Annotated in this window: 5 protein-coding genes; 2 read left to right on the top strand and 3 right to left on the bottom strand. The window is 69.9% G+C overall.

Annotated elements, in window-relative coordinates; translation table 11 throughout:
* Positions 1-106: 106 nt before the first annotated feature.
* Complete coding sequence (locus VN779_RS06205; RefSeq protein ID WP_325721060.1) at positions 107-1,147, bottom strand: alpha/beta hydrolase family esterase; 1,041 nt, start codon at positions 1,145-1,147, stop codon at positions 107-109.
* Between the two features lie 1,134 nt (positions 1,148-2,281).
* Here VN779_RS06205 and VN779_RS06200 point away from each other — a divergent pair.
* Positions 2,282-2,614 (top strand): hypothetical protein, encoded by a 333-nt coding sequence (locus tag VN779_RS06200; protein WP_325721058.1) that lies wholly within the window; start codon positions 2,282-2,284, stop codon positions 2,612-2,614.
* A gap of 433 nt (positions 2,615-3,047) precedes the next feature.
* On the opposite strand, the gene VN779_RS06195 is transcribed toward VN779_RS06200, so the two are convergent.
* The gene (locus VN779_RS06195) at positions 3,048-4,709 is read right to left on the bottom strand and encodes a GIY-YIG nuclease family protein (protein ID WP_325721056.1); all 1,662 of its coding nucleotides are present in this window, start codon (positions 4,707-4,709) and stop codon (positions 3,048-3,050) included.
* Positions 4,710-4,782: 73 nt separating this feature from the next.
* Here VN779_RS06195 and VN779_RS06190 point away from each other — a divergent pair, with 73 nt between their 5' ends.
* Positions 4,783-5,697 (top strand): 5'-3' exonuclease, encoded by a 915-nt coding sequence (locus VN779_RS06190; RefSeq protein ID WP_325721054.1) that lies wholly within the window; start codon positions 4,783-4,785, stop codon positions 5,695-5,697.
* 94 nt (positions 5,698-5,791) lie between these two features.
* On the opposite strand, the gene VN779_RS06185 is transcribed toward VN779_RS06190, so the two are convergent.
* Positions 5,792-6,994, bottom strand: a 1,203-nt coding sequence (locus VN779_RS06185) for a glycoside hydrolase family 3 C-terminal domain-containing protein (protein WP_325721052.1), incomplete at its 5' end; no start/stop codon positions are given.

The raw sequence follows: 6,994 nt of genomic DNA, 5'->3' as shown, positions 1-6,994 counted from the left end.
CTGCCAGCTCAGTGATCCCACGACCCGATCGATCGCGGCCTGAGCGACCTCCGCCACGGCACCGACGCATTCTTCGGATGTTCGACTGGCGTCGGATGGACGGCGACTAAAATGACTTGAAGAAAGCGGTGATGGCGGAGGTGCCGAAGCTCGGCGGCATGTGGGTCCCGTTGAACTCGCACCAGGTCACCGGGTAACCGGCGTCGCACCCTTGATAGTCGACGCATGATGCGTCCGTGGAGTTGGGGACGGTGGTCGTGCCGCAGTGATTCTGTTGCAGGATCTTGTCGCGGGCGGCGCGACCGTCCGCGATGGGAACGGTGGTGTCGTTCAGACCGTGCGAGCCCCACATGGCGATCGGATGCTTGGTGCCGCTGCAACCAAAGTCGCTGTAAAGCGAGCCCGACATCGGCGCGATGGCACGAAACACGTCGCTCATTTCGCAGCCGACGGCGAAGGACATCATTCCGCCGTAGCTGAACCCGACCGAGAAGATTCGCGTGTTGTCGACGCAGTAAGTGCTCTGCACGCTGCTCAGCATCGCCTTCGTGAAGTCGATGTCCACGCCGCTGGTGTTGGCCCATCCGGCTTGGCCATTCGAGTCCGTCAGGCCCTGCGGCGTCACGTAGATCGCATCGGGCAAGCCGGCGCTGATCCGATACTCGGTCAAGGCCTGTTCGGCCGATCCGCCGCGGGGATGGAACTGGAACACGAGCGGGTACGGCTTGGTGGCAGAGTAGGTGCTCGGGAGCTGCACGTAGTAAACGCGCGTGGTCCCCCCGACGTCGAGCGAGCAGGTCGTTCCCGACTTGCTACAGGGAGAGGTGGTCGTGGTCGAGCCACAGCCCGCGCTGCTCGTTCCGCCCGCCGCCCCTCCCGTGCCCGGCGAGCCCCCGCTGCCGACGGTCCCACCAGAGCTGGACCCGCCGCTGCCGACAGTTCCACCAGAGCTGGACCCGCCGCTGCCCACCATCCCACCGGAGCTGCCACCGGAGCTGCCGCCGGAGCTGGACGCGCTGCCGCCCGTCCCCGTGGTTCCACCGCCTCCCCCGCCGCTGCCCGCCGACGATCCACATGCGCCCAGGCCCAGGCTCGGCAGGCCGAGCAAGCAGAGACCGTTGAAGAGAATCCGGGCCGTGACCGTCATGGGTAGCTCCTCGATTGATTCGAATTATCGTCCATGCGTTCGTGCCGATCTCGTGTCCTTTCGTCGATAGATCTTGAACGGCACCAATAGGCCGATCGGCCTATTGACGAGACCGGGCCGGAGCGCTGTCGAGCCGGACGGCGGACGCTCCCGCCGCACAGCGCCGCCGGCGGCACTTGGGCGCAGCCGCGCGCTCGGCGCGGTCAACGAAAGAAGCGACGGAATACGGCGATCATTACCGCCAGCACAGACGCGATCCTCGCGGGGTTCCCCCGCCTTCGGCCGTTCCCGCATGTAAAGGTCGATGTCCGACAAGATGACCCGCGCCAGACTCTCGATCTTCCCCGCTCCCGGTCAAAGGTAGGTGGAAGCGGGCGCCGCAGCGGGCCGTAATCGACGGCCACGGTGCGCACAGCCTGAGCCATCTCGCCGGTCTGATTTCTCCTACTTACATAGGCGAACGAACCGCGAACTCTTGATGGGAGGAGAGCATGGATCCTCTGACTCGGTTCAACTCTGTCGGGCGCCGAGCTCCGTCGACGGCTGCCCAGCTGGCCGACCTGGCCCGCCAGGTGCGGCGTGGCGCGAGACCGAATTCCGCGACCGTACGCGCGTGGCCGCCCACGGCTCCTGTTGATGACGACGAGGATTGGGACGCCGTGATCGCGCGTGCGAAGATGCAGGCGTCGTCGTCGCCGAGACTGACCAGGTCACCGCACCCCGCTCCGCCGCCGCACCTGCGGCCCGAGCTGCAGGTCACGCCTCCACCCGTGCCGGTGCGCCGGGCGCCGGCGACGGGCAAACTGCATACGCACCGGATCCGGACCGCCGACGAGGTGCGGGCCAAGCTGGACGTCATCGTCTGGGGCAGCGCGAACAGGCCCGCTGCGCTGCGGCCTGCGTCCCCCGCCCGTCGAACGGCCGAGGAGGACATGGTCACACCGCCGCCTCTCCGAACGGATGGGCGCGCCGCCGGCCCGCGGCCACGACGCTGACGCGCGCCGTTCCTGCCCACGCTCGAGCCGCTCGATTACTCCCGCGACTACCTCGCAGCGCTCGATGTGCCGCGCGTCCTTTGCAAGTGTGTGGGCAACCAGACGGCGGCCGGCCTCCTCGCGTGGGCCGACGTGCTCGATGCCGGCGGGGACCGCGACGCCTGCGTGCTCGTGGGCGCGCCCACAAGCGCCCGGGCCCAAGGAGCGGGCGGGCGGGCTCGGCTTGCCGGCCGCCTACGACGTCCGCAAGCTCGACGAGGACGAGCGCCTGCTCCGCAAGCACTCGGCCGGCTTCCGCTTCTTCATCTCGCGGACAGTGTTCGACGCGAGCGCCACGAAGTCGCTGCTCTCCCACTACGCGCGCGAGAACCTCGCGCGGGTGCCGTTCATCCTGAGCTTCCCTCCGTGCGGCTCGCTCAAGACGGTGGAATTCATGAAGCGGCTCGGCATCTCGTTCCCGCATTGGCTCTGACGTTCGCGCCTTCGCGACGGACAAGGGCCTCCCGCTCGGGGTCAACGGTCCCGAAAACCGGGGCGGCTGACCTTCTGATGCTGGGGTCACCCGCGGTGCCGCCGGCGGTCTCGCCGACGGCGGTCATCGACGGACGGCCTCTTGAATCACCGGTGGTCGTGGGAGAGCGGAGGGCGAGCTGGACGTAAACGGGCGTCGCGGGTTGCGGTCGCACGTTCTCCACCGCACGCCGCACGTCGCGGTGTCAGACCCGCCGCAGCCGTCGCAGAGCGCGCGCCCGCACCACCAGCACCACCAGATCACCGCCGGAATCTCCCCCACTCGCTCGCCGCATCGCCCGCACCGCTGCATGGGCAGGAACGATAGCCGCCGGACGCATACTGATCAACAGTTCAGTGCACCGTAGGCTTGCCTACGTCGAGAACGCGGGCGATCAGATCACCGCGAACACGCCGGGCAGCAGCCGGGGCGGCAGCGCTCGCCCAGCCCGCACGCGGACGATGACGTTGCCACCATCGCGCGCGATGCGCTTCAGCTCGGTGGTCAGAATACGCAGGCGATCGTAACAAGCACGGTCGAAAGAGGCGTCGGGCGGTGCGGCGAGCACCGGCAGCGGGACCTCCTGGTCGGCCGCGCTGATCTGGCCCGCCCTGATCCGCAGGCGGCGGGTCCGGGTGGCGCCCGGCTCCCGCCAGACCACCTCTGCGTCGTCCAGCAGCTTCAGCCAGCGGGTGCGGCGGTAGGCGCGATAGGCTTGTGCCGCCGCACGCTCCAGGTGGCGAGCGACGCGCGGCGGATCCCAGCCGCGATCACCTTTTTCTTCATCTCGCGGCGGATCCTTCTGCGTCGCCACCACCGCCAGCAGGTGTTGGGCCAGCCGCACCGCCCGCGTGCGCGGGGGCAAGCACACAGGATCGCCCGGTAGACCCGCGGCGGCCGCGTGGCGCGCCATCAGCTCGGACCAGCCGGCCGTGAACACCGCCTCGTCCGGCGTCCACAGCGCCGAGACACCGACCGCGTGCGCGCGCACCGGCAACTCCGGCGGCGCGCCGGCCAGCAACGCGCCGAGCGCGCCGAGCGGCCGCAGCGCGTATTGCGACGGGAGCGGCCCGATCGCGTGCTCGTCGCTGGGCGTGGCCGCCGCCGCGTCGAAAGCCGTGCTGCTGTACCAGACCCGGGGGTCGCCCGTCGTCAGCTGAACGTTGTAAGGCGGATTGAGAGCCTTGATGGTTTCGTTCTCCAGCAGCGCAGCCTCCAGCGCGCTGGCGGTCTCGGTCACGGCGATGTCGCTGACCTGAGTCAGCATCTCCGGCGCGAGGAGCTTGCCCGACCGGCCGATGAAGTGGCTGGTGACGCGCTTCTTCAAGCTCGCCGCCTTACCCACGTACAGCAGGTCGCCGTTGCGACGCAGGAATCGGTACACGCCGGGCTGGTCGGGCAGTGAACGAAAGCGCCGATCGTCGATGGGGTACGTCGGCTTCTTGGGGCGCGCCCGGATGGGAGCACGCTCGCCAAGCCACCGTTGCAGCTCCTCCCAGGTCTCGACGCCGAGCGCCGCCAGATCGCCGCACAGTCGCTGCCACACGAAGGCCGTGGCCGCGACGTGGCCCAGCGCGCGCCGCTGCAGCGCCACGCTGTGACCCAGGTAGCCGGCCAGTGCGCGCAGGGACAAACGCGGCAGCTCGGAATAGAGGCGGTTGGCGATGGCGTGCAGGCACACGGCGTCCAGCGGGAAGGCAACGTCAGGCTCGAACCGCGCCGACCATTCGCGCAGGAACGGCAGCTCGAAGCGCGCGTAGTGGATGGCGGTAGGAATGGGTCCTGCCTGCGCGACCGCCGCCCGCAGGCGGCGCCACGCCTCGTGGCCGGCCAGGGCCTCTGCCGCGACTGCCGGCTGCCAGCCGGTCAGCTTGCGGACCTGGCCGGGAACCGTGTGGTCTTCCGGCAGAGCGATCCAGTGCGCCTCGAATCCGCGCGGACCGCTGTCGCCGCGCACCACGCCCCACCCCAACTCCAGAACGTGACCGAAGGCGGGGCTGGCTCCGGTGGCCTGACAGTCGACCACCAGCACATCCAGGCCGGCCAGCGCGCGCACCGCTCAGTCATGCGAGCCGCCGGCGCCGCCGTCAAGTCGCGACGCCGGGGAGGGACTAAACTCCTTCCGTCCGATGAGCCGCGCTCTGCTGCTGGACACGCACGCCCTGCTCTTCCGCGCCTTCTTCGCGCTGCCGCCGATGGCGACCAAGGCCGGAGAGCCGACGTCGGCGCTCTACGGCCTGGCGGTCATGCTGCTGAAGCTGCTGCGGGATGAGCGCCCGCGTGGGTTGGCGTTCGCGCTGGACGCCGCGCAGCCGACGTTTCGCCACCTGCAGAGCGGGTCCTACAAGGCGCACCGGCCGCCGCTGCCCGATGCCCTGCGCCGCCAACTGGATGCCTTGCCGCGCCTCCTGGAAGCCGTCGGCGCGCCCACCTTCGTCGCGCCGGGGTTCGAAGCGGACGACGTCCTGGCGACGCTGGCCCGCGAGCCGGCCTCGTCGAAGGTCGCGGTGCGCATCGTGACGGCGGACCACGATCTGTTCCAGGTCGCCAGGGACGGCGTCGACGTCCTGTTCGTGGGCACGCGCGGGCGCAAATCGATCCTCTACGATCGCGCCGCCTTGGTCGCCCGGTACGGGGTGGAGCCCGGGCAATTGCCCTCGCTCACCGCGCTGGTGGGCGACGCGACCGACAACTTGCCCAAGATCCCCGGTGTCGGCGCGCGCACCGCCCAGAAGCTGGTGCAGCGGTTCGGCGATATGCGCGGGTTGATCGCGGGGCTGGAACAGGTCACGCCCGCGGCGTTGCGGAGCACGCTGGCGGCGGCGTCCGCGCAACTTCTCGAGACCGAGTCGCTGGCCCGCCTGCGTGAGGACGTGCCGCTTCCCTCCGGCGCGCGCGCCGCGCCCGTCGGCGCCGACGCCTGGTCTCGGATGCGCGCCCTCTTCGTCGCGTGGGAGTTCAACAGCCTGCTGGCGCGCCTCGACCAGCTGGCTCGGTCGGAGGCGCCGGCCGCGGCCGACGACCAGCTTCATCTCGACCTGTGAGAGCGCAGTCACGATCGACGTGACCTCCGCGGGATTGCGGCTCGCTCATGTGGACTGCGAGACCGGAGCGACCTGGACCCCGCCATAGGCCGGGCTACGGGTGATAGGTCGCCGGCAGGCGGCGCTCGCCGAGCCGGACCGACGTCTCGAGATCGATCTTCGACGCCGAGCTGCCGAGCAACACCTTGTACGCGCCCGGGGCTATCCGCCAGCCACCGCCGGCCTCGCTGAACATGGCGAGCAGGCGCGGATCGACGCGCAGCTCGACGTCCGTGCTCGCCCCCGGCGGCAGCTCGACCTTGCGCCACCCGCCCAGGCGTTTGGGCGCCTCCCAGCCGCCGGCGACCGGCGATACGTAGATCTGAGCCACGTCTTTGCCTGCTCGTTGGCCGACGTTGCGCACGCGAAACTTCACGACCAGCTCCTGACCCTCGAGCCGTGCCGTGAGGCCGGTCTGCTCGAAGCGCGTGTACGAGAGCCCGAACCCGAACGGAAACAGCGGCGGCAGCTTCTTGGCGTCGTGCCACTTGTAGCCGACCGCCGCGCCCTCCGCGTACCTGACCTTGCCGGTGTTGTCGCCTGTTGCGCCCGTCTCGATCAGCGCAGGTCGCGCGAGCTGGCTCGCCTCCTTTGGAAAACTGATGGGCAGCCGGCCGGAGGGGTTGACGCGGCCGAACAGGAGATTGGCGATCGCCTCGCCGCCGCTCGTGCCCGGATACCACGCCTGGACGACGCCTCGAACCTGGTTGATCCACGGCATGAACACCGCGCCGCCGGTCTCGAGCACCACGATCGCGCGTGGGTTCGCCTTGGCAACCGCGCTCACCAGCGCGTCCTGCTCGTCCGGCAACGTGAGCTCGCCGTCGAAGGATTCGCCGTCCCACAACGTGACGAACACGATCGCCACGTCACTCTTCGCCGCCAGGCGCGCCGCCGCGCCGCGATCCTCACCGCCCGCGAACTGCACCTCGGCCTTCGGCGCCAGCGCCTTGATGGCCCGCAAGGGCGACGACGGGTAATACATGACCGGCCCCGGCCAAGAGGTCGGATCGAGATCGGGCACCGCGTTGCCGCCGACGCCGTACACCAGCGACGACCCGCCGCCCGCCAGCACGCCCTTGTCTGCGTGGCCGCCGATCACCGCGATGCGCTTGAGGTCGGCGCCGAGCGGCAGGATGGCGCCGTCGTTCTTGAGCAGCACCGCCCCTTGCTCCGCGCCCTCGCGCGAGATGGCGGCGTGTGCCTCGAGATCCTTGGCTGGCAGATCGATGGGACTGCTGCCGACGGGATGGTCGAT

The sequence above is a fragment of the Actinocrinis sp. genome (assembly GCF_035605935.1).
Taxonomy (GTDB): domain Bacteria; phylum Actinomycetota; class Actinomycetes; order Streptomycetales; family Catenulisporaceae; genus Actinocrinis.
Note: the sequence above shows the minus strand (reverse complement) of the source record. Positions and strands in the feature narration are given on the sequence as shown.

Excerpts from the sequence above, each read along its gene's own strand:
- VN779_RS06205 (WP_325721060.1), bottom strand. The coding sequence starts at position 1,147 with ATGACGGTCACGGCCCGGATTCTCTTCAACGGTCTCTGCTTGCTCGGC.
- VN779_RS06200 (WP_325721058.1), top strand. The coding sequence starts at position 2,282 with ATGCCGGCGGGGACCGCGACGCCTGCGTGCTCGTGGGCGCGCCCACAA.
- VN779_RS06190 (WP_325721054.1), top strand. The coding sequence starts at position 4,783 with ATGAGCCGCGCTCTGCTGCTGGACACGCACGCCCTGCTCTTCCGCGCC.